This window comes from Selenomonadales bacterium (assembly GCA_017442105.1).
Classification (GTDB): domain Bacteria; phylum Bacillota; class Negativicutes; order RGIG982; family RGIG982; genus RGIG982.
In genome coordinates, this window is record JAFSAX010000108.1 from 1 (window position 1) to 2,737 (window position 2,737).

At 41.5% G+C, this 2,737-nt stretch carries 2 protein-coding genes and 1 tRNA gene; all 3 read left to right on the forward strand.

What is annotated here, in order from left to right; all coding sequences use genetic code 11:
• The first annotated feature begins 57 nt into the window (after positions 1-57).
• The 3 genes from IJN28_04260 to rmuC all read left to right on the forward strand — a co-directional run bounded on the left by IJN28_04260 (position 58) and on the right by rmuC (position 2,514).
• Positions 58-146, forward strand: a tRNA-Leu gene (locus IJN28_04260).
• A 123-nt stretch (positions 147-269) separates the two neighbouring features.
• The gene (locus IJN28_04265; GenBank protein ID MBQ6712985.1) at positions 270-1,166 is read left to right on the forward strand and encodes a hypothetical protein; all 897 of its coding nucleotides are present in this window, start codon (positions 270-272) and stop codon (positions 1,164-1,166) included.
• 82 nt (positions 1,167-1,248) lie between these two features.
• A complete protein-coding gene (gene rmuC, locus IJN28_04270) occupies positions 1,249-2,514 on the forward strand; it encodes a DNA recombination protein RmuC (GenBank protein MBQ6712986.1) in 1,266 nt (421 codons plus the stop codon).
• Positions 2,515-2,737 lie beyond the last annotated feature (223 nt).

The following is a 2,737-nucleotide window of genomic DNA, read 5'->3' on the forward strand; positions in this document are numbered from 1 at the left end:
CAAAACCTTTATTCCCCAGTTCAAATCTGGGTGTCGCCTCCAATTTTATAATTGCTTGCCGGGGTGGCGGAACTGGCAGACGCACGGGACTTAAAATCCCGCGGGTAGAGATACCCGTACCGGTTCGATTCCGGTCCTCGGCACCATTAAGAATGAGGAATAGGGCAGATACATTGAGTATCTGCTTTTTTTGTTTATAGTGGATATTTACAGAAAAACAGATTGCGCTTATAATAGAATAGTCTGAATGAACGAAAGGGAGAGAATAAATGAATCGCGTAGAATCTGCAACAGAAAACTTAAGAACCGTATTTGCTTATGCTTTTATAGAAACCGTGCATTACCACTTTGCTGTGCCAAAAGAGCCGGAATACTTGCATGTGTCCATGCCGCGTAAGATATACCATTGTAATAACTGTGGAAAAGAAATTGAGATCAGCTTGCGCAACAACGGCGATGTTCATGTGTCAAAACCTGTTCGCCTTCAGCAAGTAGAAATTCGTCGTGACCTTGGTTTGCCGTGTGGCAGTCTTAAAGCCAATGAAGTCGTTGACTTGCATCAGATCGGCTACTGCCAAGAATGTTTTGATAAATTACAACAAGAAGACAGATTCATCGACACGCAAAAAATCTATGATGATGCCAACAGCCTTTTCACGCTTGATTGTCAGCTTCCTGTTACTGCTAAAGCAGCGATGGACGAAGCTGTTCGTACTTGGGTAGATTCTTTCCAATCGCTTGACGAAATGAAGGAATATCAAGTAGAAACGTATCTTGACTTACGTCATCTGATCGTTGGTAAACTTCTTGAAGCGCAGAATGTAAAAGATATTCTTATTGCATATGAAGAAAACGTTCGTGCGTACAGAGAAAAAATTGCAGCTCGTCTTGCCGAAGTAGAGCATGCCAAATTCTTGGCACATATTGCATGGCCGCTCAACCTCTACGAATCGATGTCGACAGAATGGTACAATGAATACACCGTCTTGTTCCCGGAAGATCAAGAAGATAAACGTGAATTTTATGTCAACAAAGCGATCTTGAAAGACCGCGTACAGATGTTCTTAGATCAGCATCGTATCAACACGGTACATGAGCTCATCAACGAAGTTGGTTTCCATGATGAATGGATCGAAATGTTTGTATCGAAAGCCGCAACATTATAACATGAGAAGGACTCCACAGGGGTCCTTTCTTTTATATCCAAACGAATATAACAGATCAAAAAAGGAGGCGTGAAGAATGCCTATGGCTGAAATTCTGCAATTACTGGGGATAGCCGTCATCATAATCGGAATGTGCGTGCTCATCAATCGATGCAATCGTACCGAGAAAGCTTGCGCAGAACTCAAACAGCAAAACAAATTATTGCAAGAAGCATTCTCTAACGAAATCATTCAAAATCGAAGAGAAAACACCATCAACATACAAAATCTTCGTGAAGAAAACTTTCAGCAATCCAGTCATTTCAACGAAATGATACTAGCGCGCCTGAATGAAAACTTCCAATCACAAATGGGACAACTCGGTATATTTTCCAAACAAACGGTAAGCCTAACAGAAATGAACGAAAGAAAACTCGAACAAGTCCGCGAAACAGTCGAACGTAACCTGCAAAAAATACAGACTGATAACAACATGAAACTTGAAGCCATTCGTGAAACCGTAGACGAAAAACTCAATCGTACACTCGAGAAACGTCTTGGAGAAAGCTTCCGCCTTGTCAGCGAGCGACTGGAAACCGTACATCAAGGAATCGGACAGATGCAGACACTTGCGGCGGGTGTAGGTGATTTAAAGCGAGTTTTGACCAATATCAAAGTACGCGGGATATGGGGAGAAATACAGCTGGAAAAACTCTTAAGCGAAATTCTCACCAATGAACAGTACGCTGTCAATGTAACAACCAAGCCCAACAGTAACGAACGCGTTGAATTTGCCATCAAGCTACCGGGACGTAATGTAGACCTTGAACAAGTATGGCTTCCTATTGATGCCAAATTCCCGCAAGAAGATTATCAGCGATTGCAAGATGCGTATGAAGAAAATAACAACGAAACGATCGACAAATGCCGTAAAGCCCTTGCGCTTCGAATCAAAGAAGAAGCAAAAATGATTGCTGACAAATATATCCAAGCACCATATACAACGGAATTCGGCATACTCTTTCTTCCTGTCGAAAGCCTTTATGCAGAAGTGCTTCGGATGCCCGGGTTGTGCGACGATATTCTTCGCCAACATCGCATCGTTATTACAGGCCCCACCACACTTGCTGCGCTTCTTAACAGTCTGCAGATCGGATTCAGAACGCTTGCTATTGAAAAGTGTAGTGCCGATGTGTGGCGCCTATTGGAAACGGTAAAAGTAGAGTTCGGTAAATTTGGCGACCTCTTAGACAAAACACAAAAGAAACTGGAAGAAGCGGGCAAGTCAATCGAAGTGGCAGCGCGCAAATCTCGAACGATAGAGAGAAAGCTGAAAAATGTTGAACAGATAAAAGAATTAAATGAATAGCAGAGAAAAACAGGGTGAAATCAATAGGTTTTATCCTGTTTAAAAAATACAATAAAAACTTCAAAAAAAGTATTGACGAGATATTTCTATTGTGATATTATAAATAAGTCGTCGGTTGACGGCATCAACAAAATAGCCGATCACAAAAAAGTAGTTGACATCAACGAAACATTGTGATAGACTAAATAAGCTACTTCGGTAGCAAGTGTTCTTTGAAAACTAA

Bases quoted from the DNA above. Each gene is read 5' to 3' on its own strand.
- IJN28_04265 (MBQ6712985.1), top strand. From the start codon at position 270: ATGAATCGCGTAGAATCTGCAACAGAAAACTTAAGAACCGTATTTGCT.
- rmuC (MBQ6712986.1), top strand. From the start codon at position 1,249: ATGGCTGAAATTCTGCAATTACTGGGGATAGCCGTCATCATAATCGGA.